A 22302-nucleotide genomic window follows, 5' to 3' on the forward strand; every position below is an offset into this window, starting at 1 on the left:
GGAAAAACGATGCCAGAAAACTTAATGATGTATTTCATTGTCTTCTGGGGATTCGTGATGATCGGGTTAATGTCGATCGGCGGTTACTTTATGTTCCGTAAATTTTTGAAACGAATGCCAAAAGAAGATGGACGCTCACTACTCGACATCGAGGATGACTACATCGACAAGACGCGCCACTTATGGACGCCGGAGACGCGAACGTTGCTCGACCGCCTCGTCACGCCGGTACCAGAGCTGTTCCGCGACGTCGCCATCCGCAAGATCGCCGGTAAGATCGGACAATTCGCCCTCGAGACCCGGGCCCGTGAAATGACAACCGAGCTCGTCGTCAAAGGCTATATCGCCGCAACACCAAAACGGGATCATAAGTTCTTAAAGAAGGCACTAGAAGAAGAGCAAATCGACTGGAAAGTGTATCAACATTACTTCCAACAATGAGACGAGACGTCAGGACATGTGCCTGGCGTCTTTTTGTTCACTCTTGATGTCGACTCATCGTAGCCGACTGATTATGTTTCCTGCTTACGAAATTGTGCCATACGACTAATAGGTCAAAAGTACCCTTTTCACGAGTGATAACTATCTAAAGATAATGTTCATAATATAGACAATATTGGAAACGCTTACATTAAAGTGGTATGACCAATCTTAGTATAACAATTTCGTTTTCCGCAATAAAAAATGGATAGCTTTTCCTTTATTTACATTTCTATAATGTACGTATCTTGATGCCGAAGGAGGTTTTTATATGCATGATGTCACACAAGTTACGCAAACCGACAGTACCCGCTCCGCCGAAGCGATTGTCGAGAGCCAGACGTTTCACAAACTGATGCGAGAAAAGAATCGGTTCATTGTTCCATCCATCATCTTCTCCCTTATCTTCTACTTCACGTTGCCAATCTCGACAAGTTACTTCACCTTTTTGAATATCCCGGTCGCCGGAGACATCACATGGGCCTGGGTGCTCGCCTTCGCCCAATTCTTTATGACCTGGATGTTCTGTGTGATGTACAGCCGCCGGGCCCGTCGGTTTGACGAACTCGTCACCGCCATCAAACAAGAGGAGGACGACCGATGAACTGGACCGCTATTTTATTATTCCTCGCGATTGTCGGGCTCACGCTCGTCATCACGTTCTTCGCCGCTCGTAAAACGAAGACCGCGAGCGACTTTTATACGGCCGATGGAGGGTTGACCGGTTTCCAAAATGGGCTCGCCATCGCCGGGGACTATATGTCGGCGGCTTCTTTCCTCGGGATCGCCGGGATGATTGCTCTCGCCGGATTTGACGGTTTCTTCTATTCAATCGGCTTCTTAGTGGCTTATCTCGTCGTGCTCTACCTCGTGGCCGAGCCGCTCCGTAACCTTGGCAAGTATACGATGGCCGATATGATTGCGGCTCGATTCAACAAACCGCGCGTGCGCGGTGTCGCCGCCATGAACGCCATCGTCATCTCGATTTTCTATATGATCGCCCAACTCGTCGGGGCCGGCGCGCTCATCGAGTTATTGCTCGGCATCCCATACACGACGAGTGTCGTCGTCGTCGGGATTTTGATGACGGTGTACGTCGTCTTCGGAGGGATGACCGCGACGTCATGGGTACAGATCACGAAAGCTGTGCTATTGATGATCGGGACCGCCATCATCTCGTTTCTCGTGTTCGCTCGCTTTGACTTCTCTGTCTTCACCATGTTCTCCGAAGTGAGCAAGGCGACGCCGCTCGGCGACAGTTTCTTGAACCCAGGCAACAAGTTCAAGCTCCCGCTCGACACGATCTCGCTCAACTTGGCACTCGTCCTCGGGACGGCGGGGTTGCCCCACATCCTTATCCGTTTCTTCACGGTCAAAGATGCACCGACAGCACGCCAATCGGTCGTCTATGCGACATGGATCATCGGTGCGTTCTACATATTGACAATCTTCCTCGGATTCGGGGCTGCCGCATTCGTCGGCTCGGATGCCATTATCGCCGCCAACCCGGCCGGCAACATGGCCGCACCGCTCCTGGCCCAAGTGCTCGGCGGCGACTTGTTGTTCGCCTTTGTCGCGGCAATCGCATTTGCCACGATCCTTGCCGTCGTCGCCGGCCTCGTCCTTTCGGCCGCCTCGGCATTCGCCCACGACTTCTATGGACATATCGTCCGTAAGGGGGAAGCGACTGAGAAAGAACAAGTCACGGCTGCCCGCATCGCTTCGATCGCTGTCGCCCTCGTCTCGATGGGACTCGCGTTTTTCGCACAGTCGATGAACGTCGCTTTCCTCGTCTCGCTCGCTTTCGCCGTGGCCGCCAGTGCGAACTTGCCGGTCATCTTGTTCACGATTTACTGAAGACGGTTCAACACCGGAGGAGCCGTGTTCGGCATGATTGTCGGCTTGTTCTCGTCACTCTTCCTCGTCGCCATCAGCCCGAACGTATGGGCGCCGGACGGTTCCGCCATCTTTATCGGTGAGGCTCTGTTCCCGCTCACGAATCCGGGCATCGTGTCGATCCCGCTCGGTTTCCTCGCCGCTATCGTCGGGACGTACGTGACGAAGTCAGATGAAGTCGCCGGAAACTTCGAACGGATTCTCGTCAAGGCCAACACCGGAATCGATGCCGAGACCGAAGCAGCCATGACCAAAAAATCTTCTTAATCGACAAAACGGCGTCCCTCGCAAGGGACGCCGTTTATGATGCTACGATTTGTTTGTACTTTTGATACATGGCGATGCGCCACGGGACAATCATGCCCCAGGCGATCAAATAGAACAGTCCCCCCGTCGCGAATATGTTTACCTCGTCCCCGAGAAACGCCTTCATGACCGTCCGGATGGCCAATAAGACAAACACGACGATAAAGAACGCTTTCGAACGGGATAGATAAACTTCCCCGTCACGTTTCTCGAAATTCGACGTCTTGATGAGGAACACGCTGAAAATCAATCCGACGATCAGCGCCTCTCCGACCTCGAGCCAAGTCAGCCGAAACGCCGGGACGAGAAATTGTAACATGCCCGTCGACATCGCCAGCGGCGGAATCAAAATCTTTTTCGCATTCGTCGGACGTGCTGACGCTTTGACGCGAACGAAGCTCGCAATCAAGCCCATCATCAGTGCGACGAGGGTCGATCCCCAAAATATCGACATTCGGTCAACCCCTTTAAAATCCGGTGAATCCTACTAATTCGCTCATCCAAGCAGCGAAGCGGTTCATTCCATCAAAATATAATACGACACCGAAAGCCATCATCAAATAGCCTCCGAATCTTGCTACCTTGGCGCTATTGCGTGCCAAGTACTTGATTTTGCCGACAAAACCGGCCATAACGAGGAATGGGATGGCAAAGCCGATGACGTACGCCAACATATAGCCCATTCCCTGACTCGGGTTCGACGCCGCGAGGGCGATGACGCCAGCAAGAATCGGTCCGGTACAAGGTGTCCACCCTGCTGCGAATCCGATTCCGATGAGTGCCGTCCCAAAATAGCCGCTCTTGCGCTCTCCTAATGCGAGTTTTTTCTCGCGCATCATGAAGCGTGGTTGCCAGAGACCTGCCAAGAAGACACCGAATACGAAGATAAGGATGGCACCGAACATGCGCAAGCTATCTTTGTATTGAATGAATACGTCGGCGATCAACGAGGTCGACAAACCAAGCACGAGAAAGACGATGGAGAAACCGAAGAGGAATGAGAACGTATGAAACCATGCCGTGCGCTGCCGCAGTCCCTCACTCTTTAAGTCAGAGACAGAGACTCCTGTAATATACGATAAAAAGACTGGATACAACGGTAGCGTGCACGGAGACAAAAATGACAAGACGCCCGCCCCAAATGCGAGCCAAAGGGTAACTTCCATGCGATCTTCCACCTTTCAGCCCCATTATAGCGAAAACCTTTTCAAAATGCTCGAATCTTTTTCTGCAACGATTTTTTGAGTGAAATTGTAATCTTTGAAATGGAAATGAAACTTGTAAACAGTAGTGTTAGATGCTAAGATTTGGATATTCCTAAGAAACAGTTTTGACTTTATAACGATGGGGGAAATACCGTGGCGGTCATCACAGCTGAAAACTTACATTATGCCATTGAACAGAAACGCGATGAACTGTACGAAATCGCTTCACAGCAAAGTTGGACGTCTCCTGAAGTGATTCACGTCAGCCAAGAGTTAGACAAGCTGATCACACGTCACGTCCTGGCTATACATGCTTCAGAACACCTAAATTTTTAAATGAACGGCTCTCCGCATCACATTTGTGGAGAGCCTTTTCATGGAAAAAAAGACGCCGGTATTGGCGTCTTTTTTTGTAATTTATGACATCAGACGTTGGCCTGATTGAAGTTCATACATCTTTTTGTAGAGCCCGTCTTGTTTCAATAACGATTGATGATTACCTCGTTCGACGATTTCACCTCGATGGAGGACGAGAATCAAGTCGGCATCTTGAATTGTCGAGAGCCGGTGTGCGATGGCAATCGTCGTCCGACCACGTCTCATCCGCTCGAGGGCGAGCTGAACGCGCTCCTCGGTCTCGGTATCAATCGAACTCGTCGCCTCATCCAAAATCAAGATTTTCGGATCCCGGGCGACCGTCCGGGCGAACGCGAGCAATTGCCGTTCCCCGCTCGAGAACGTCGCCCCCCGTTCACCGACCGTATGCCCGTAGCCGGCCTCGAGTTTCTCGACGAACGTATGGGCTTGGACGAACTCAGCTGCTTCCCGGACTTTGTCCGAGTCAATCGTCGGGTTAAATAGTTTTAAGTTGTCCTCGATCGTCCCTGTGAACAAGAACGGGTCTTGGAGCACAAGGCCGACTTTGGCTCGAAGTTCGGCTTCCTCGAACTGCTCAATCGGATGCCCATCGATCGTGATTTGTCCTGATTGATACGGATAGAACCGAGTCAACAAGTTGATGATTGAACTCTTTCCGCTCCCGGTATGACCGACGAGCGCGACTGTCTCTCCCGGCTTGGCGACGAACGAGATGTGTTTCAATACGTCGACTTCTCCGTCATAGCTGAACGTGACGTTTTCGAAGCGTACTTCTCCGGAGCCAATTTCAGCCGTTCCCTCCAAGCTCTTTCCTGGGGCCGGTTCATCCGTGTCCAAGACTTTGAAGACTCGGTCCGCCGAAACGACCGCCTGTTGAAATTCGCTCAAGCGTTGCATGATATCGAGCACGGGACGGAAGATTCGTTCGATATAGCTGATAAAGGCGTAGACGACCCCGACTTGTACTTGCTCGGTCGTTGACAAGACGCCGTAATAGCCGAGCAGCCCGATAATTGAGAAGGCGAGCAACAATTCGATGATCGGTCGCAATAACATACTGTCGAGCTTCAAGTTCCGATAACGTGCTTCTTGGTGGGCCTCGTTCGTCTCTTCGAATTGGCGGACAAGCCGCTCTTCTTGACGGAACTGTTGAACGATTCCCATCCCGTTAATCGACTCATTCAACTGTCCGTTCAATTGTGACAGCAGATCACGCACTTGGGCGAAATACTTCGTCGAGTAGCGACGATACACCCAGATGATGAGCCAGAACAATGGCACGAGCACAAGCCCCATCGTTGCGAGCGTCGGTTCGAGGATATAAAGGAACACGTATGTCCCGAGCAGCTGCACGGCCGATTGGACGAACGTGCTCATCACCCCGACGTAAAGCTCCTTGACCGCCTCGGTGTCGTTCGTAATCCGCGAGACGAGAACGCCTGCTGGCGTCCGGTCGAAATAGGCGAGACGCATGCCCATGACGTGACGGAAAATATCCATCCGAATGTTTTGAACGATTTTTAAGGCAATCTTTTGGAATGAAATCGACTGTAAATAGTCGAAGATGATCGCCGACACATGCAAGACTAAATAAACGACGAGCAGTGTGACGACCCAGTTCGTCGGATAGACGCCTGGCGTCACAAACTCATCAATAAAGACCTTGATTAAAAATGGTCCCGCGAGCTTCGCACCGGTGGCGAGCAACAAGAACACGAAAGCGAGGCTGAGTGGGCGTGAGTAACGATTCGTATATGCCAATAGACGTTTGATGACCGCCCATTCCTGAACGTCATGCTTCATGGTGGCCACCTCCTTCTACGATTGCTTCGAGCTGTTGACGATCATACGTATCTTTATACCATCCCGGTTCGCGAATCAAGTCCTGATGCCGGCCCCGTTGGATGATACGACCGTCTTCGAGAACGAGAATCTCGTCGGCGTGCTCGACCGCAGACAGTCGGTGCGCGACAATCAACCGAGATTGATCGGGATTCCCGGCCCGGAAATGCTCGATGATCGCTTCTTCCGTCTTCGCATCGACGGCGGAGAGAGCATCGTCTAGAATCAATACGTCTGCCTCGATCATGAGGGCACGTGCAATCGAGATGCGTTGTTTTTGGCCGCCCGATAGCGTCACGCCCCGTTCGCCTACAAGCGTGGCATAACCTTCTGGTAACCGCATGATGTCATCATGCACTTCGGCGATTTTAGCTACTTCCATAATCTCGTCAAGTTTTGCTTCCGGTTTTCCGAACGCGATATTGTTTGCAATCGAGTCGCTGAACAAGAAATGGTCTTGCGGGACGACGGCGACTTTGTCGAGCAGGAGTGACTTTTTCACCTGTCGGATATTGATGCCCCCGATTTTAATCGTGCCGTCATGGACGTCATACTCCCGCGTCAACAATCGAACGATTGTCGTTTTACCGGAACCGGTCCGCCCGACGATACCGAGCGTGCGGCCGCGTTCGATTCGGAACGTGACGTCCTGCAGGACAGGCGTCTCATCATAGCGGAAGACATGAATGTCCGCCTCAATCTCCGAATGGGCAAGTTTCGCCGCCGCCATCGGGTCATCTTGAATCTCAGGTTTGACGGCGAGCATTCGCTCGATTCGGTCATAAGACGCACGACCGCGTTCGACGATATTGAACAGCCAGCCGAACGCGAGCATCGGCCAAGTGAGCAAACTGAGATACGCCGTGAAACTGACGATTTGACCGATTGTCAGCTCGCCTTGTTCAATCAAATAGGCCCCATAGCCAATCGATAAGATATATGAGAGGCCGACGATTCCGAAGATGGTCGGGTCGTATAGGGCATCGATTTTGGCGACGCGGACGTTCTTCGCCATGACTTCGTCGGATAACTTCTCGAACGAGTCGACGTCGCGGCCGACTTCCCCGGCCGATTTCAATACCCGGACACCGCTGACGCTCTCTTGGACTTTATCATTCAGTTCGGAGAATGCCGCCTGAGCGACCCCGAACCGATTATGTAATAGTTTCCCGTATCGTGTCGTTAACGCGACCATGATCGGCAGCGGCAACAGCGCTACGACCGTCAACTTCCAACTAATCGTCGTCACCATCGTGATGATGACGAACGTCCCCATAGTAATGCTGTCGACGAGTGTCAAAATCCCCGCACCCGCCGTCGTCGAGACGGCTTGGACATCGTTCGTCGCATGGGCCATCAAATCCCCGACCCGCGACTTCTTATAAAAGCGTTGATCTAAATCGGTGAAATGGCGATAGAGCTGACTCCGCAACATCCGACCGAGCCGAATCGAAGCCCCAAAGATAAAGTACCGCCAGAAGAAGCGGGCCACATAGTTTCCGATGCCGACGGCCGCGAGCCCGCCGAGCAACATCCACAATAAATCTGTTTCGAGCGATTCTCGGTTGATCTCATCGACGATTCGGCCGATGATGCGTGGCGGCACGAGTTCGAGCGCCGCAACGAACATGAGTAGGACGATACCGAGCGCATACGTCCGCCATTCGAGCTTGAAGAACCAAGCTAATTGTTTGAATACACGAATCTGAAACACCCCCTATGTTGTCTTGAATTCAGACTATTCTTTTAGATTAGCGAAAGTTTGTTCGATTGTCTAACAAAAAATGGATACAAAAAGCACTTTGCGGGCGCAAAGTGCTTCGGTCGATCCGGTTTATTTCTTTTCGTTCTTCATTTGAACGTTCATGGCGCGCATCACTTGGTTGACTTTCTTCTGTGACGGCTTTTGACCCATTTGCATCATCAATGTACGAATCATATCTTCGTTGATCGGTGGGTTCTGTTCGAGGTAGTTCATCATGTATTTACGAGCGATAAAGAAACCGATCGCAATACCCCCGATTAGTGCTGCCACGATCAGAAGAATCCAGAATAATGTACTCAAGGCTTAACCTCCTCTACCATATGAAACATCGTTTTTTACTATACACTATATTACGCTAATTCGCTAGTCGTCTGTAAAAAAAGTGGTGACCCAAAACTCCGGGCCACCACTGATAGTAAGCGATTAAAGTGATTTGACAGCAGCGACGACGTTGTCGACCGACATGCCATATTCTTTCATGAGGAGATCCCCAGGGGCAGAGGCACCGAACTTGTCGATTCCTAGTACTTTACCGCCGAATCCGACGTATTTGTACCAGCCGAGTGTCGCACCCGCTTCAAGCGAGACACGCTTCGTGATTGACGAAGGAAGGACCGACTCTTTGTATTCTGCTGACTGTGCTTCGAACAATTCCCACGAAGGCATCGAGACGACAGCCGCGTTCACGCCGTCAGCCGCGAGTGCTTCGCGAGCTTCGACGAGGACGTGTACTTCAGAACCTGTACCGAGAAGGAGGACGTCCGCCTCGTTCGAGTTACCGGCGACGACGTAGCCACCTTTAGCCGCTTCTTCAATCGACGTGCCTTCGAGTTCTGGCAACGCTTGACGCGTCAAGACGAGAAGTGACGGTGATGATTTCGTCGTGATTGCTTGCTTCCAAGCCGCAATCGTCTCTTTTCCGTCAGCCGGACGGAGAACAGACAAGTTTGGCATCGCACGGAAGCTCATCAAGTGCTCGACCGGTTCGTGTGTCGGGCCGTCTTCGCCGACCGCGATTGAATCGTGTGTCAAGACGAACGTCGATGGGATTCCCATGAGGGCCGCGAGTCGTACCGCTGGACGCAAATAGTCTGAGAAGACGAAGAATGTCGCGCCGTAAGGAAGGACACCACCGTGGAGTGCCATACCGTTGACGGCAGCTGCCATTGCGAATTCACGGACGCCGAACCAGATGTTGCGGCCTGCTGGATCTTCATCGAAGTCTGCAGCACCTTTAATCATCGTGTTGTTCGAGCCTGCGAGGTCAGCCGAACCACCGAAGAGTGTCGGCACCGCTTTAGCGATTGCGTTCAGTACTTCACCGCTCGTTTGACGTGTTGCTTTCTTCGAACCGATTTCGAACGTCGGCAACTCGCTGTCCCAACCTTCTGGGAGCTCGTTGTTCACTGCACGCTCGAACTGGGCACCGAGTTCAGGGTGTGACGACTTGTAAGCCGCGACGAGTTCGTTCCAGTCCGCTTCCGCTTTGGCACCTGGCTCAACGACTTTCTCATTGAACAAGTCGTAGACTTCGGTCGGTACGTAGAAGTTTTCGCCTTCCCACTTATAGAACTGCTTCGTGAGCTCGATTTCAGCTTCGCCGAGTGGTGCACCGTGTGATGCCGATTTGCCTGACTTGTTCGGTGAACCGAAGCCGATAACCGTCTTCACTTCGATGAGGGTCGGTTTCGACGTTTCCGCTTTCGCTTCGTCGATTGCTTTCGCGATTGTATCGATGTCCGTGCCATCTTCAACGCGAATCACTTGCCAGCCGTAAGCGTTGAAACGATCTTCGACACTTTCTGAGAACGACTTGTGAAGGTCGCCATCGAGTGAGATGTCGTTTGAATCATAAAGGACGACGAGCTTTCCGAGTTTCAAGTGACCAGCGAGCGAGGCAGCTTCTGCCGACACGCCTTCCATCAAGTCACCGTCTCCGCAAATCCCGTATGTGAAGTGGTCAACCACTTTAAACTCATCACGGTTGTAAGTCGCTTCCAAATGCTTTTCAGCCATCGCCATACCGACTGCCATGGCAATCCCTTGGCCAAGCGGTCCAGTCGTCGCGTCGACACCAGGCGTGTGACGGTACTCTGGGTGTCCAGGCGTCTTCGAATTCATTTGACGGAACGATTTGAGGTCGTCGAGTGAAAGGTCGTAACCAGATAAGTGAAGAAGCGAGTACAAGAGCATCGAACCGTGTCCCGCTGAAAGAACGAACCGATCGCGGTTGAACCAGTTCGGGTTTTTCGGGTTGTGACGCATCTTATCCGTCCAAAGTGTGAACGCCATCGGAGCCGCACCCATCGGCATCCCCGGGTGACCAGAGTTCGCTTTTTGGACCGCATCAATTGAGAGCGTCCGAATCGAGTTAATCGCTAATAATTCTTTAGTAGTTGTTTCCACTAATTTCATCCTCTCTGTTGTTACAAAGTTTCTACCCGTCATATTTTAGCATACTCATTCGTGTGTCACAACTAATTAATTAGTATAACACATTGAATGGAATCGTTTACTTCCTTTCGTCCAAAATCAGTCCAATAAGTCCCCCTGATCCCCGTTCGCGTATAACAAACATGCACACCCTATATGAAATAGGATGTGCATTCGTGGTCACTCCGAGCGATGTCGTTTCTGCTCGTCTTTCAATTTTTCAGGCGTTACATCGTTCCCGTCCGGATCGACGACCTTCATCCCCATCATTTGTGATTTGAATGATTGGCGGAACGCTTGCAAATATTGTTGGCGCAGCGCTTGCTGCTCGTCCATCTCTTCTGATGACAGTCCATCTGTCTTGGCTTTGTTGGCGAGAAAATTGATTCGCTCCAACTGTTCAGGTGCTAGCATCAGGCTCGCCCCCTCTCTACTGAATTTGTTCTTCTACTGTACAAAATCAGCGAGCAGGATTCAAGTTTCTGGCACTGATACGTGCTCCAAATAACGACGGTTCACGGTCGCTTTCGACACCTCATAGCCAAAACCACGTAGCGTGGCGGCAATTTCAGCGAACGTCAGTCCGCGCTCGCGCAGTTGGACGATCTCTTCGATCGGGACTTCGATTCGGCTCCGACCGCCTTGATCGTGATGTTGGATGTTGCGGTGCGGGTTGAACCCGTTCGCGACCGCCCGACGCATGCCGCGTGAGATTTTCGCATTATGGATTTTACGCTGGTACTCCTCGACGACACTGACGATTTCAAGCACCATCTTCTCGGCATCCGAGAAAACGTATTCATCGGACGATTGCATCGTCAACAAGCGGACGTTATGTTTCATGAGCGTATGCAAGATGGCGATTTTCGCGTTCCCTCGTCCGAGGCGGCTGTCATCGCTGACGAGCACGGCATCGAGATTAGACGTCGAGACGTGCTCCAACAAATCGAGCAACCCCGTCCGATTGACCTCATACCCACTCTCTTGCTCACTGATCACATCGACGATTTCGGCGTCAAGACGTTTCGCCATCCGCGTCAGTTCGTCCGCTTGGCGACCGAGTGACGTCTCTTGCGTGGACTTGTTCGTCGACACGCGACAATAAATGACGACTCGCATCCCGTCACTTCCTTTCTTTCCATTCGCCCTCTACGATACACAGGTTCGGGGGCTGTTCGCAATCAGAAAAGATTATTCGGCGGCGAACCACGTCGTCTTGTCGTCTTCTTTCTCAGCGCGTTCGGCGAGAAGCTGTGCCTCGAGCGACTCGGCCTCCGTCAAGGCGACTTCTTCTTCGACGCTATGCTCGATCACCGGTTCGGTCGCGACGACATCGACGTCGTGGCGCATCTCCCCGACCATATAAAACGCGAACATTCCAAGTGCCAACATGCCGACTAAAATGATTCCATTGATTGTGTCTCTCATAACGATTACCTCCTGGGAATAAGAATACACGTTCTCGAGAACGTCTGTTCGTTTATCTGTTCTCATCATAAAACAAGAACTTCTGTTCGGTCAAGTAGAAAAAAACGAACGAATGTTTGTGCGCTCATGTGTTCTTGTGTTAAACTAAACCCATAAAGAATAGGATGCGTTCGCAGGTTATTCGACATAATCGAGGTGAAATCCATTGAAAAAAATGTCAGCAAGACAACAACAGATTCTTGATTTTATAAAAGCCGAGGTCCGGGCGAAAGGGTATCCACCTTCCGTTCGTGAAATCGGAGAGGCAGTCGGACTCGCATCGAGCTCGACCGTCCACGGCCACTTGGACCGTCTAGAGAAGCGTGGATTGATTCGACGTGACAAGACGAAGCCACGTGCCATCGAGATTTTAGATGAAGAGATGTCAGTCGTGGAAGACCATGATGCCGTCATGTACGTGCCGGTCATCGGGAAAGTCACGGCCGGTACGCCGATCACGGCGATCGAGAACGTGGAAGAGCACTTCCCGCTCCCGGCCCACGTCGTCGGTTCCGACAACGTCTACATGCTCTCTGTCTCAGGGGACTCTATGATTAACGCGGGGATCTTGGATGGGGACCGTGTCCTCGTCCGTCAACAGAACACGGCCGACAATGGAGAGATTGTCGTCGCCATGACGGATGAAGGTGAAGCGACCGTGAAGCGGATTTATAAAGAAGCTTCGAAAGTTCGCCTCCAGCCGGAGAACGACGAGCTCGAAGCGATGTATTTCGATAACGTGTCGATTTTAGGGAAGGTCATCGGTGTATACCGCACGATTCACTAATGGCTAGTGGCAAGACACATACCCGTACGAATCTCGTGGCAATCGGTGCTCTTGCGATTGCCACGCCTTTTATTGACATCGATGTTCCGACCGTGTTCCTGCTTGGCGCCCTAATCGGGACGTTCTGGCTCTCCCCGGACCTTGACTTAAAGTCGGACGCCTATTATCGATGGGGACCGCTTCGGGGCTTTTGGCTCCCTTATGTGAAGATTATGCCCCATCGGTCGTTATTCTCGCATTTTCCGCTCTTGAGCGATCTGATCCGGGTCATCTATCTCGGTTTCCCGCTCACGCTCGTGCTCACGGTCACGCCGTATGAGGAAGCTGTCAGATCGTGGCTCGACCTGAACGGGGCAGCATGCTTCTTCGGACTCGCTTTCGCGACGACGCTACATACGACGCTCGACTATGCGTCCACGTTCTTCAAACGTGCGTTTTAAGCAAATGCTTATGCCATACACCCAAAAGGGCAACCCGTCTATTAGACTGGGTTGCCCTTTTTCGAACCGTCGATTGTCTCTAAAACATTTATCAGTCGTCTCGTTTATGCAACACGAGTCGAGTTTCGGCAACTTCTCGTCCATTTACCAACAGGACGATTCGATGCGCACCCGGATAATGTCGACGCGTCGTCAAGTCTGACCAGTTGTGGACTCTGCTCGCTGCAAGTTTTGCTCCCCCAGCGACGGTTTTATTCGTAAAAAGAAACGCCTTACGACTCGCTTTCCCATTCGCTTTTATAAAGTCGATGGCGTATTCGACCCGAATATATGCAGCATCGCCTGGACGAATCGACACATCGTATTGAATCTCGCACGCCTCACCTATGCTGAGCACATTCGGATGTATAGTAATCGATGAGTTGACGGTCAAATCCGTTTCTTGCGTATAACCAAACAATGTTAACGCGTCCGGGTGTGCGGATTTAATTAACGTTCGGCACGCGTGTCTGATGACCCAGTCGGTATGGGGATGTTCGCCTTGCCATCGACGCGAGACTTCGAGCACGGCTTCCGGGTGATCTTTCGAGATATCGTTGAGATTGTTGGCGACACTTTTCCTTACATATAATGATGGGTCTTCTTTTAATAACTCTAAAACTGCCAACACGGGAGCCGGATTTTCTCTGAACATCGGTAATGACTCCGCCCACGGAAGACGAGGACGACAGCCTTCACTTGCCAATCTCCGCACATGCTCATTCGGATGCTTGGCCCATGCCATCATGCGATCCATCACTCGCGTCGAATCACGAAGCAGAAAAGCTCTGATTGCGAATTCGGAAGACGATTTCTGCGTGAAGAGTTCAAGTGCTGACATCGAGCGTTCCCAATGTTCTTCCGCCTGTCCATACACTTCTACGAAGTCGGGAAAGAATAAATATGGAAAACCGATACAATCGTCTGCAATGTTAACCAATACGTCCAAAGCTGACTCGTAATCTTCAGGTAAAAACTGGCCGAGCTTTGTCGAGATACGGCGAGTCCGCGCTTTGAGTGCTAACGCTTCCCATGACTCATCAACGATTGATGCGACAAATGCTTGTATATCAAACGATGGGTACACGGATTGAATCCGCCGCCCAAATTCTAATAAAAACCCCTCATCATACACGTCTTTTAATGGCGTTGCCATTGCTTGGCCCCCTCTATCTGCTTCGATTACGCTCATATTTTCAATAACCGCTTTTCATTATATTGATTAATTAGAATGAATGACACAAAAAGAGCTCTGAATGAGCACTTCTTGCGAAGACTCATTCAGAGCTCTGGTTTTTAAAGGGGATATCCTTTATTAGTCGACTTAGTAGAGCGTCATGTACTGATCGCGTTCCCACTCCGTCACTTGGGTGCGGAACATATCCCACTCGATTTCTTTCAACTCGAGGAAGTGCTCACCGATATGCTCGCCAAGCGATTCCATGACGACTTTGTCAGTACGGAGTACTTCGAGCGCGTCGAAGAGCGTAGCCGGAAGATCGTCAATCCCGTTAGCAACACGTTCTGGCTTGTCCATGACGTAGATGTTGCTGTCGATTGGCTTCGGTGCTGTCATATCTTTCTCAATTCCATCGAGACCTGCAGCCAATAGTGTGGCCAAAGCGAGGTACGGGTTTGCTGCCGGGTCGACCGAACGTACTTCGATTCGAGTCGAGAGACCACGGGCCGCTGGTACACGAACGAGTGGTGAACGGTTGCGCGCGCTCCATGCTACGTAGCAAGGTGCTTCATAACCAGGAACGAGACGCTTGTACGAGTTGACAGTCGGGTTACAAACAGCCGTGAATGCACGGGCATGCTCGAGAATCCCTGCCGTGAAGGCGCGAGCCGTGTCAGAGAGTTCCATTTCGCCGTTCGGATCGTAGAAGACGTTCGTGTCACCTTTGAAGAGCGACATGTTGGCGTGCATCCCTGAACCGTTGACACCGAAGAGTGGCTTCGGCATGAACGTCGCGTGAAGACCATATTTCGCTGCAATCGTCTTGACGACGAGTTTGAACGTTTGGATGTTATCAGCCGTCGTGACCGCATCTGCGTATTTGAAGTCGATCTCGTGCTGACCTGGTGCGACTTCGTGGTGTGATGCTTCGATTTCGAAGCCCATGTTTTCGAGCTCGATGACGATCTCTTTACGGCAGTTCTCGCCGAGGTCGACCGGTGCCAAGTCGAAGTAACCGCCTTGGTCGTTAAGTTCGAGTGTCGGTTGGCCGTTCAAGTCTTTCTTGAAGAGGAAGAACTCAGGCTCTGGTCCGACGTTGAATGCTGTGAAACCGAGCTTCTGCATGCGCTCGAGGTTACGCTTCAAATTGCCGCGCGGGTCACCGCTGAACGGTTTTCCGTCCGGAGTATAAATATCACAAATCAAGCGAGCGACTTTACCGCTGCCGTCTGTCCACGGGAAGACAACCCATGTGTCAAGGTCTGGATAGAGGTTCATGTCTGATTCCTCGATGCGTACGAACCCTTCGATTGAAGAGCCATCGAACATCATCTTGTTATCAAGTGCTTTGTCCAATTGGCTGATCGGAACCTCGACGTTTTTGATCGTACCGAGGATATCCGTGAATTGAAGACGAATAAAGCGTACGTCCTCTTCTTGTGCGATGCGTTTGATGTCTTCTTTCGTGAACGTTTTTCTGGCCATGGTGAAATGTCCCCTCTCACATTGTGTAATGGTTAGTGTACTGGCGTCATCGATAAAAACGTGACAGCTCACCTTGAATGAGCGACGTCTTATTGAAACGGCCAGCTTCTTGAAGCTGTGTTTTCAATAATTTGTGTAACTCTTGTTCAGAGATCTTCGGTGCTTCATCGACCGGCGCCTTTGGTGATTCCGCATCTTTGGCGTCCGTGTTGTCGAGCATATGACGAATCGCCGCCAAGTTGAAGCCTTGGTCGATAAAATCCTTGATCGTGAGTAGACGTTCGACATCATTAAAGGAATAGAGCCGTCGTTTCGATTCCGTCCGACTAGGCGAAATTAGACCCTGTTCTTCATAGTACCGAATCTGCCTACCTGTCAGCTGTGTCAAATCTTGAACGATTCCAATCGGAAACAACGGGTTGGAGCGACGAAATTGATCGGCCATCTCTTACCCCTCCTTTTCTGTCTCACACTGTGAGAATAATACATGACAACTTACCTGTCAATAGATGTTAAGAAAGTTAACATGACATTTCGGTTACAACTTCTGTGAGATATTGTCACGGTCAAATGTGACGAGCTCTTTCGTCCGTAATTGGCTCAAGGCGAGCATGAGTGCGACCTTGACGTGGGCGTACGTCAAGCCGCCTTGCACGTAGGCCGTGTAAGGGGCACGGAGCGGTCCATCGGCCGACAGTTCAATCGACGAGCCTTGAATGAACGTCCCGGCCGCCATGATAACATCATCCTCATACCCCGGCATATAGGCCGGTACCGGCAATGCATGCGCATTGACCGGTGACGCCATCTGGATGCTCTGACAGAACGCGATCATCTTGTCGCGATCGCGGAACGTCACCGATTGAATCAGGTCGGTCCGTGGCGTCGTATAGTGCGGGTCGGTCTCGAACCCAAGCAATCCGAGCAGGCTCGCCGTCAAGCGCGCCCCTTTCAACGCTTGGGCGACCGTGTGCGGCGCCATATAAAATCCTTGATACATCTCTTGGAGCGAATAGAGCGACGGACCGGCCTCGCTACCGATGCCCGGCGTCGTCATGCGGAACGAGCAACGTTCGACGAGCTCTTTCGTCCCGGCGATATAGCCGCCCGTCTTCGCCAAGCCACCACCCGGGTTCTTGATGAGCGAGCCGGCCATGAGGTCGGCCCCGACATGGGTCGGTTCAATCGTCTCGACGAACTCACCGTAGCAGTTGTCGACGAAGACGAAGACGTGCGGGTGCGCCGCTTTGATTGTCGCAATCGCTTCCCCGATCTCTTGGACCGGGATGCTGCGGCGATTGGCGTATCCTTTCGAGCGTTGGATGCCGACGAGCTTCGTCTCAGGGCGAATCCGTGCGATGACGGTCTCGACATCGATTTTGTCATCTTTCAACTCGACCGTGTCGTAGCCGACACCGAGCTCTTTGAGCGAGCCACGGCCGTCGCCCCGAATCCCAACGATCTCTTCGAGCGTATCGTACGGCTTGCCGGTGATATAGAGCAGTTCATCCCCTGGCAACAACACGCCGAACAAGGCGATCCCGATGGCGTGCGTCCCCGAAATGATTTGCGGGCGGCACAGGGCGAGGTCCGCCCCGAACACGTCGGCATAAATCGATTCGAGCGTGTCGCGCCCGATATCGTCGTAGCCGTACCCGGTCGTCGGATTGAAATGGAAATCCGACACTTTATGCTTTTTGAACGACTCGAGGACGCGGTATTGGTTAAACTCCGCCGTCGCCTCAATCGTTTCAAAATATGGTTTTACCCGCGCTTCCGCCTCGGTCACGAACGGGGCCAATTCATCATAGTACGCAATCTTTTCTTGCCACATCATTGTTTCACACCTCAAATTGTTTCAGCGTCGCATAAAGACGCGTGTCTTCTCTCATATAACCGACAAGTTCGACCGAACCGTCATCGAGGAACTTCTCCTCGAGACGATACATCGAATCTTTGGCCGGATGGTAATGCTCGAACGAGCGGACCGGCAAGATGACGTGTACTTTCGTCAACACATCCGCAATCTTATCTTCGATCGCGCCGATGAGCGTCTCGATATCGTTCGAGTCGAGCGCCGAGATGACGAGCGGTCCGCCGACGAAGTCCTCGGTCAACCGGTCTTTCTTATTGTATACCTCGAGCTGCGGCAACTCACTCGCGCCGAGTTCCGACAATACCGAATTCGTCGTGTCGATTTGGTTCATGTAATGCGGGTTCGACGCGTCGATGACGTGCAAGACGAGATCAGCCCCGAGCACTTCCTCGAGCGTCGAGCGGAACGCGGCGACGAGTTTCGTCGGCAAGTCGCGAATAAATCCGACCGTATCCGTGATGAGCACTTTTCCGCCGCGCGGGAGTTCAAGTTCACGCGTGAGCGGATCGAGCGTCGCGAACAATTCGTCCTGTTCGTACGTATCGGCGTCGGTTAAACGATTGAAAATCGTTGACTTGCCGGCGTTCGTGTAGCCGACGAGCGCGACTTGGAACACACGGTTCTCTTTCCGACGTTCGCGGTAACGGTCACGGTGCGCGACGGTGCCTTCGAGATTTTTCTTAATCTCGTCGATGCGGCGCTTGATGTGCCGGCGGTCGGACTCGAGTTTCGTCTCACCCGGTCCCCGTGTCCCGATCCCGCCACCGAGACGTGACAGCTGTGTGCCTTGTCCGATTAAGCGCGGGAGCAGGTAGTTCATTTGGGCGAGCTCGACTTGGAGCTTTCCTTCTTTCGATTGAGCCCGTCCGGCAAAGATATCTAGAATCAATTGCGTCCGGTCAATCAGTTTCATCTCGTCCGGGTCGTTCAGCGAGATGCGGATATTCTTCGACTGGGCTGGCGACAGCTCGGCGTTGAAGATGACAATGTCCGGCTCAAACTGTTCGATGAGCACCGCGAGCTCCTCGACTTTCCCTTTCCCGATGAACGTGCGGCGGTCGACTTGCTGCCGTTTCTGATCGAGACGGGCGACGACCTCACCTCGTGCCGTATCGACCAATTCGACGAGTTCCCCCATCGATTGTTCATATGTCCAATCATCGACAGTCGGTAATTGACATCCGACGATAATGACTTTCTCTCGTTGCATAAAAATCCCTCATTCCTATAAGTCTCATCCTCCATCTTACCACGAAACGACGAATGGAGAACGTCCGTTTGTGGTACGATATGAGGAGAAGGAGGAACGTCCATGACGAAACGTAGAAAAGAGTATCCATTGCCTGAATATATCGAGGCGTACTTGTTCCATCTCGGCGCGAGCGGCCGCCAACCGTCGACGCTGAAACGCTATCGATACGATTTGATCGATGTGCACAAATACTTTCATGACCATAACGTCAAGCTTGATGCCCCGGAGGCGTGGCTCGCCGTCCCGCTCGAATCGTGGAAGACGTTCGTCAACGACTTCCTCATCGAAGAGAAGCAATACCAACAGGCGACGGTCGCCCGAATCGTCACCGTCATCAATAGCTTGACCGTCTTTTTAAATCCGCTCCGCAAAAAGATGCTTGCCTATGCCCAACCGGCTCATACGCTCACCGTCGACCAGATTGCCTTGCCCGCCGAGTTCAGCAAGCTCGTCCGGACGATCCGTTCGACAAGCGGGCTGAGTGAGAACCAGCTTCAGGCGCATCCGTATCTCGTCAATCGGAACGAGCTAATCGTCACGTTGTTCTATAAATATGGACTCCGGGTGCACCATATCATCCGTCTTCGGATGAACGACCTGCATCTCGCGAGCCATGAATTCGACGTCTATGACCGGCTCGGCAACCGGTTCACGTTGAAACTCAGTCAAGAGGACCAGACACTCCTTATGAACTATTTGGCTGACATCCCGACGCCGGTCCGTCCGCGTTGGTACTCGGACGATCCCGTCTTCGTCTCGTTCGACTTCTCCCGGATGACGTTCCGTTGGGTGTATGCGAAGAACCAGCCGAAACAGCTGACGATCGTCATGATTACGAAGATGATGCGCCAATTGAATGAACGCAGCGGTCTCAGCCGTTCTGTCACACCGTCGATGCTCCGGAACGCCCACGTCTTGAAGACGTACGCGACCGACATGACATCTCTCGAACGCATGAACGTGACGTGTATGCATAAAGAGTCATCGCTCCGGCGCTATGAGCAGGCGTATGCGGAGTTCGGCGCAACGCTCTATGAATCAGGGGGCGTCACCCCGTAACCCGTCGTCATCTTTGCAGGTGACGGCTTTATTTACTTGATGATCCGAAAGGTGGGCGTACCGTGTTTTTTCAAAAAATCCAATCTGCTCTCATCAGTCTATTCATTATTCCTTTCGTGTTGCCGCTCTTCTTTCCCTACGCGCTCGATTTGTCATATGGACCGAGCGTGGCCGTCTATTTGCTCTATGCGATCCCCATCGTGTTCATCTACGGGACGTTCACCTCTATACTGTCCGAGTATATAAGCCAAAAGACGCCATTCCGTTCGAAACGGGTGACGTCTTTCGTGTTCCATCTGATTGCTGGCTGGTTGTTCGTGGTCCCATATGGACTGTTATTCGATCCATCCATCTTCGAGACAGGTATATTCAACCTCGCATCGTTACTTGGCGTGTCGAGCGCCTTCATTTTCTATGCGGTCGACCAACTGCTTGGCCGTCATTTCAAAACGCTGTAGTCAGTGGGCCCACTCATTTCGCAACAAGCCGTATACGACGTGGTCGACGTAGCGGTCATATAGCCACTCCGCGTTGCGAAGCACCCCTTCTTCGAGGAAACCGAACCGTTCCGGCAAGGCCCGACTCTTCACGTTTCCGGTCGCGACCCGAATCTCAATTTTATCAAGTTTCAAGTCACGGAACCCGTAATCAATGACCGTCTCGAGCGCTTGACTCATAATGCCCTTCCCTTGAAAATCTTGGCCGAGCCAATAGCCGACCGTGCCGCACTTGATGCCTCGGTCGATATCGTTGAAGCCGATTGTCCCGGCGAGCTCACCCTGATACACAATCGCGAACGATTTCGGATAGCCGCCCGTCTCCATCAATCCTTTAATTCGCCCTTCGATGTTTTGTCGTGAATCCTCGACCGTCTCGGTGTAATCGAGCCAACCGAGCCACTCGCGAAGGTATGGCTTCGACGCCATCGTCAACTGGAACAACGCCTCCGCGTCATCGATGGTGAACATTCGTAGTTGAAGCTGGTCATTAATGTCATAGTGTAACATGTCGTTTCCCCCTCTTACTTTCCAATTATTGTGTTCTTCATCATTTTATCGTAAACTATTTGTAAATAATTTGAAAGCGGTGAAAGTATGTAAGTCGACATCATGTCATCCACCCAAAATTGAATAGTTCTGGAGGAGAGTCATGATGAAGTCGTTTTACCTGCTGCTGGTCAGTCAATGGCTGGCCAATATTGGTGACGTGCTTTATATCGTCGCCTTGATCGCTTTGTTATATCAACAGACCGGTTCCGCCCTGGCTGCGGCCAGTTTCCCGATTGCCGTCACAATCGGCATGACCGTGAGCGGTCTGTTCTTTGCCCGCGTCTTATCTCGGTTCACCCTCGGTCAGACGCTGCTCGTCACGCAACTGTTGAAGACGACCTTGCTCGGGGCCGTCATTTGGTCGGAGTCGATTCTCGTCCTCGGCCTCGTCGTGCTCATCGCCTTCTTGGATGGGTTCGCCCGTCCGGTCCAAGCGTCGTTCATCCCCCGGCTGACGACGAATCGCCAACAAGCGAACAGTCTCGTCCAAGGGTCGAACCAGTTCATCCAGCTGGCGATGTGGCCGCTCGGTACGATGGTCGTCGCTTCGTTTTCAAGCGCGATTGCCTTGACCGTCGCGTTGATGTTATTCATGCTCTCGACGCTCGTCACGCTTCGCTTCGTCCGTTCACTCGACCGCGACGTGACGGTAGAAGATGGTGAATCAGACATTTCCCTTAGAGACAGCCTCGCCATCGTGCGAACAGTACCTCATGCTCGATTAATCACGGTATTCGTCACGTTCGAGTCTTTCGTCAGCACGCTCTGGATTTCGGCGCTTTTGCTCGTCTATCTGGAACGACACCTCTACATCGATACGGGCTGGTGGGGGACGATGAACGCGAGCTACTTGATCAGCATGATTCTGGCCAGTGCATACTTGTATCGCGCTCAACGGACCAGTTCGCTTGCTTTCAGCTCCCTACTGTCGGTCGGGGCTGCCTTGTTGTTCGGCGTGACGTCTCATATCGTGTTCGCACTCATTGCGCTCGCAATTCAAGGATACGCCACCCAACTCCGCATCATCCAGACGAACACGGTGCTCCAAGAAACGACACCTGCCTCGCAACTTCCGTACGTCTATAGCGTCCAACAGACGGCTTATACCCTCGCCTTCAGCATCGGCAGCCTGACGTTTGGAATGCTCGCGGACGGATTGCCGATTGCCATCGTCTATTTGATTGGCGCAGGTCTGACCGTCCCGCTCATCTGGCTAGGTCGACAAATCGATTTGACGGAAGATGTGATTCAATCTGCATAATAAGACGGCGCCTTCTAGACTGACCTAGCTATATGAGACACTAATAAAAACACCTTATTAGGCTGCCACCACACCATATTTTATCGGTGTGAGGTAGCCTAA

Annotated in this window: 23 protein-coding genes and 1 pseudogene; 9 read left to right on the forward strand and 15 right to left on the reverse strand. The window is 52.0% G+C overall.

Going from position 1 to position 22302, the window contains the following annotated elements; genetic code table 11:
- The first annotated feature begins 9 nt into the window (after nt 1–9).
- The 3 genes and pseudogenes from KNP81_RS12700 (at nt 10) to KNP81_RS12710 (ending at nt 2643) form a co-directional block, all read left to right on the forward strand.
- On the forward strand, nt 10–441 hold the full coding sequence (locus KNP81_RS12700; RefSeq protein ID WP_021067576.1) for a DUF2621 domain-containing protein: 432 nt from the start codon (nt 10–12) through the stop codon (nt 439–441).
- A gap of 310 nt (nt 442–751) precedes the next feature.
- Entirely contained in the window at nt 752–1084 is a 333-nt protein-coding gene (locus KNP81_RS12705) for a DUF485 domain-containing protein (RefSeq protein ID WP_214720221.1), read from the forward strand.
- A pseudogene (locus tag KNP81_RS12710) lies at nt 1081–2643 on the forward strand (solute symporter family protein). Before KNP81_RS12705 ends, KNP81_RS12710 begins: the two are co-directional and overlap by 4 nt.
- A gap of 34 nt (nt 2644–2677) precedes the next feature.
- Here KNP81_RS12710 and KNP81_RS12715 read toward each other — a convergent pair.
- On the reverse strand, nt 2678–3130 hold the full coding sequence (locus KNP81_RS12715; protein WP_034797347.1) for a CcdC family protein: 453 nt from the start codon (nt 3128–3130) through the stop codon (nt 2678–2680).
- A 19-nt stretch (nt 3131–3149) separates the two neighbouring features.
- A complete protein-coding gene (locus tag KNP81_RS12720; protein ID WP_021067580.1) occupies nt 3150–3848 on the reverse strand; it encodes a cytochrome c biogenesis CcdA family protein in 699 nt (232 codons plus the stop codon).
- A gap of 192 nt (nt 3849–4040) precedes the next feature.
- On the opposite strand from KNP81_RS12720, the gene KNP81_RS12725 reads away from it, so the two are divergent.
- On the forward strand, nt 4041–4223 hold the full coding sequence (locus KNP81_RS12725; protein ID WP_214720222.1) for an aspartyl-phosphate phosphatase Spo0E family protein: 183 nt from the start codon (nt 4041–4043) through the stop codon (nt 4221–4223).
- Between the two features lie 81 nt (nt 4224–4304).
- On the opposite strand, the gene KNP81_RS12730 is transcribed toward KNP81_RS12725, so the two are convergent.
- The 7 genes from KNP81_RS12730 to KNP81_RS12760 all read right to left on the reverse strand — a co-directional run bounded on the left by KNP81_RS12730 (nt 4305) and on the right by KNP81_RS12760 (nt 11733).
- The gene (locus KNP81_RS12730; protein ID WP_021067582.1) at nt 4305–6068 is read right to left on the reverse strand and encodes an ABC transporter ATP-binding protein; all 1764 of its coding nucleotides are present in this window, start codon (nt 6066–6068) and stop codon (nt 4305–4307) included.
- On the reverse strand, nt 6058–7812 hold the full coding sequence (locus KNP81_RS12735; RefSeq protein WP_214720235.1) for an ABC transporter transmembrane domain-containing protein: 1755 nt from the start codon (nt 7810–7812) through the stop codon (nt 6058–6060). Before KNP81_RS12735 ends, KNP81_RS12730 begins: the two co-directional genes overlap by 11 nt.
- Before the next feature lie 129 nt (nt 7813–7941).
- Nucleotides 7942–8172, reverse strand: coding sequence for a YneF family protein (locus KNP81_RS12740; protein WP_021067584.1), 231 nt, complete (start codon nt 8170–8172; stop codon nt 7942–7944).
- Between the two features lie 123 nt (nt 8173–8295).
- Complete coding sequence (gene tkt, locus KNP81_RS12745; protein WP_214720223.1) at nt 8296–10287, reverse strand: transketolase; 1992 nt, start codon at nt 10285–10287, stop codon at nt 8296–8298.
- Nucleotides 10288–10485: 198 nt separating this feature from the next.
- Complete coding sequence (locus tag KNP81_RS12750; protein ID WP_021067586.1) at nt 10486–10719, reverse strand: DUF896 domain-containing protein; 234 nt, start codon at nt 10717–10719, stop codon at nt 10486–10488.
- 60 nt (nt 10720–10779) lie between these two features.
- Nucleotides 10780–11424, reverse strand: coding sequence for a YneB family resolvase-like protein (locus tag KNP81_RS12755; RefSeq protein ID WP_214720224.1), 645 nt, complete (start codon nt 11422–11424; stop codon nt 10780–10782).
- A gap of 72 nt (nt 11425–11496) precedes the next feature.
- Complete coding sequence (locus tag KNP81_RS12760) at nt 11497–11733, reverse strand: hypothetical protein (protein WP_021067588.1); 237 nt, start codon at nt 11731–11733, stop codon at nt 11497–11499.
- A gap of 205 nt (nt 11734–11938) precedes the next feature.
- On the opposite strand from KNP81_RS12760, the gene lexA reads away from it, so the two are divergent.
- Nucleotides 11939–12559 (forward strand): transcriptional repressor LexA, encoded by a 621-nt coding sequence (lexA, locus tag KNP81_RS12765; protein WP_021067589.1) that lies wholly within the window; start codon nt 11939–11941, stop codon nt 12557–12559.
- Nucleotides 12559–12999 carry a metal-binding protein gene (locus KNP81_RS12770; RefSeq protein ID WP_214720225.1) on the forward strand — a complete coding sequence of 147 codons (441 nt, stop codon included), beginning with the start codon at nt 12559–12561 and terminating at the stop codon, nt 12997–12999. The genes lexA and KNP81_RS12770 overlap by 1 nt, the downstream gene beginning before the upstream one ends.
- A gap of 91 nt (nt 13000–13090) precedes the next feature.
- On the opposite strand, the gene KNP81_RS12775 is transcribed toward KNP81_RS12770, so the two are convergent.
- The 5 genes from KNP81_RS12775 to hflX form a co-directional block, all read right to left on the reverse strand.
- Nucleotides 13091–14194, reverse strand: a complete 1104-nt coding sequence (locus KNP81_RS12775) for a DNA alkylation repair protein (protein ID WP_214720226.1) — start codon at nt 14192–14194, stop codon at nt 13091–13093.
- A 168-nt stretch (nt 14195–14362) separates the two neighbouring features.
- Nucleotides 14363–15703 carry a type I glutamate--ammonia ligase gene (gene glnA / locus KNP81_RS12780; protein WP_021067592.1) on the reverse strand — a complete coding sequence of 447 codons (1341 nt, stop codon included), beginning with the start codon at nt 15701–15703 and terminating at the stop codon, nt 14363–14365.
- Nucleotides 15704–15749: 46 nt separating this feature from the next.
- Nucleotides 15750–16148 (reverse strand): MerR family transcriptional regulator, encoded by a 399-nt coding sequence (locus tag KNP81_RS12785; protein ID WP_021067593.1) that lies wholly within the window; start codon nt 16146–16148, stop codon nt 15750–15752.
- 93 nt (nt 16149–16241) lie between these two features.
- Nucleotides 16242–17537, reverse strand: a complete 1296-nt coding sequence (locus KNP81_RS12790; RefSeq protein ID WP_214720236.1) for a methionine gamma-lyase family protein — start codon at nt 17535–17537, stop codon at nt 16242–16244.
- Nucleotides 17538–17544: 7 nt separating this feature from the next.
- Nucleotides 17545–18789, reverse strand: a complete 1245-nt coding sequence (gene hflX / locus KNP81_RS12795; protein ID WP_214720227.1) for a GTPase HflX — start codon at nt 18787–18789, stop codon at nt 17545–17547.
- A 102-nt stretch (nt 18790–18891) separates the two neighbouring features.
- Between hflX and KNP81_RS12800 the strand changes: the two genes are divergently transcribed.
- A complete protein-coding gene (locus KNP81_RS12800) occupies nt 18892–19890 on the forward strand; it encodes a site-specific recombinase (RefSeq protein ID WP_214720228.1) in 999 nt (332 codons plus the stop codon).
- A 62-nt stretch (nt 19891–19952) separates the two neighbouring features.
- Nucleotides 19953–20348, forward strand: coding sequence for a hypothetical protein (locus KNP81_RS12805; protein ID WP_214720229.1), 396 nt, complete (start codon nt 19953–19955; stop codon nt 20346–20348).
- On the opposite strand, the gene KNP81_RS12810 is transcribed toward KNP81_RS12805, so the two are convergent.
- The gene (locus KNP81_RS12810) at nt 20349–20897 is read right to left on the reverse strand and encodes a GNAT family N-acetyltransferase (protein WP_214720230.1); all 549 of its coding nucleotides are present in this window, start codon (nt 20895–20897) and stop codon (nt 20349–20351) included. It abuts the gene before it with no gap.
- 142 nt (nt 20898–21039) lie between these two features.
- Between KNP81_RS12810 and KNP81_RS12815 the strand changes: the two genes are divergently transcribed.
- On the forward strand, nt 21040–22200 hold the full coding sequence (locus KNP81_RS12815; protein ID WP_214720231.1) for an MFS transporter: 1161 nt from the start codon (nt 21040–21042) through the stop codon (nt 22198–22200).
- Nucleotides 22201–22302: the final 102 nt, after the last annotated feature.

The sequence above is a fragment of the Exiguobacterium sp. s149 genome, from assembly GCF_018618395.1.
Classification (GTDB): domain Bacteria; phylum Bacillota; class Bacilli; order Exiguobacteriales; family Exiguobacteriaceae; genus Exiguobacterium; species Exiguobacterium chiriqhucha.

Excerpts from the sequence above, each read along its gene's own strand:
- tkt (WP_214720223.1), bottom strand. The coding sequence starts at position 10,287 with ATGAAATTAGTGGAAACAACTACTAAAGAATTATTAGCGATTAACTCG.
- KNP81_RS12775 (WP_214720226.1), bottom strand. The coding sequence starts at position 14,194 with ATGGCAACGCCATTAAAAGACGTGTATGATGAGGGGTTTTTATTAGAA.
- KNP81_RS12700 (WP_021067576.1), top strand. The coding sequence starts at position 10 with ATGCCAGAAAACTTAATGATGTATTTCATTGTCTTCTGGGGATTCGTG.
- KNP81_RS12755 (WP_214720224.1), bottom strand. The coding sequence starts at position 11,424 with ATGCGAGTCGTCATTTATTGTCGCGTGTCGACGAACAAGTCCACGCAA.
- KNP81_RS12785 (WP_021067593.1), bottom strand. The coding sequence starts at position 16,148 with ATGGCCGATCAATTTCGTCGCTCCAACCCGTTGTTTCCGATTGGAATC.
- KNP81_RS12770 (WP_214720225.1), top strand. The coding sequence starts at position 12,559 with ATGGCTAGTGGCAAGACACATACCCGTACGAATCTCGTGGCAATCGGT.
- KNP81_RS12800 (WP_214720228.1), top strand. The coding sequence starts at position 18,892 with ATGACGAAACGTAGAAAAGAGTATCCATTGCCTGAATATATCGAGGCG.
- KNP81_RS12750 (WP_021067586.1), bottom strand. The coding sequence starts at position 10,719 with ATGCTAGCACCTGAACAGTTGGAGCGAATCAATTTTCTCGCCAACAAA.
- glnA (WP_021067592.1), bottom strand. The coding sequence starts at position 15,703 with ATGGCCAGAAAAACGTTCACGAAAGAAGACATCAAACGCATCGCACAA.
- KNP81_RS12720 (WP_021067580.1), bottom strand. The coding sequence starts at position 3,848 with ATGGAAGTTACCCTTTGGCTCGCATTTGGGGCGGGCGTCTTGTCATTT.
- KNP81_RS12810 (WP_214720230.1), bottom strand. The coding sequence starts at position 20,897 with ATGTTACACTATGACATTAATGACCAGCTTCAACTACGAATGTTCACC.
- KNP81_RS12815 (WP_214720231.1), top strand. The coding sequence starts at position 21,040 with ATGATGAAGTCGTTTTACCTGCTGCTGGTCAGTCAATGGCTGGCCAAT.
- KNP81_RS12730 (WP_021067582.1), bottom strand. The coding sequence starts at position 6,068 with ATGAAGCATGACGTTCAGGAATGGGCGGTCATCAAACGTCTATTGGCA.
- KNP81_RS12705 (WP_214720221.1), top strand. The coding sequence starts at position 752 with ATGCATGATGTCACACAAGTTACGCAAACCGACAGTACCCGCTCCGCC.
- KNP81_RS12760 (WP_021067588.1), bottom strand. The coding sequence starts at position 11,733 with ATGAGAGACACAATCAATGGAATCATTTTAGTCGGCATGTTGGCACTT.
- hflX (WP_214720227.1), bottom strand. The coding sequence starts at position 18,789 with ATGCAACGAGAGAAAGTCATTATCGTCGGATGTCAATTACCGACTGTC.
- KNP81_RS12790 (WP_214720236.1), bottom strand. The coding sequence starts at position 17,537 with ATGTGGCAAGAAAAGATTGCGTACTATGATGAATTGGCCCCGTTCGTG.